This is a genomic window from Chryseobacterium sp. SIMBA_028 (genome assembly GCF_046535285.1).
In the GTDB taxonomy this organism is placed as follows: domain Bacteria; phylum Bacteroidota; class Bacteroidia; order Flavobacteriales; family Weeksellaceae; genus Chryseobacterium.
This window is the reverse complement of record NZ_JAWRWZ010000206.1, coordinates 1-277: the sequence shown is the minus strand read 5'-3', so window position 1 is coordinate 277 and position 277 is coordinate 1. Positions and strand designations below refer to the sequence as shown.

The window sequence follows — 277 nt, the reverse complement described above, 5'->3', positions numbered from 1 at the left end:
AGTCAAGCGCGGCAGTCGCCTCATCAAGAATCACGACGCGCGGCTGCTTGATGAGCAGGCGGGCAATGGTGAGACGTTGGCGTTCGCCGCCGGAAAGCCGGTAACCCAGCTCCCCCACCACGGTCTCCAACCCGTCAGGCAATGACCGGACCATGGGGTCCAACCGGGCCCGCCGGATGACACTCCACATTTCTTCCTCGGTGGCCCCGGGCCGTGCGAGACGGAGGTTGGAGGCAATGGTTTCGTGAAACAGGTGCCCGTCCTGGGTCACCATGCC

The 277-nt window shown here is 64.6% G+C and carries 1 protein-coding gene; it reads right to left on the bottom strand.

The window, feature by feature from the left end; all coding sequences use genetic code 11:
• The coding region (locus tag SCA31_RS23170; protein WP_410699377.1) for an ATP-binding cassette domain-containing protein at positions 1–277 on the bottom strand (277 nt) is incomplete at both ends.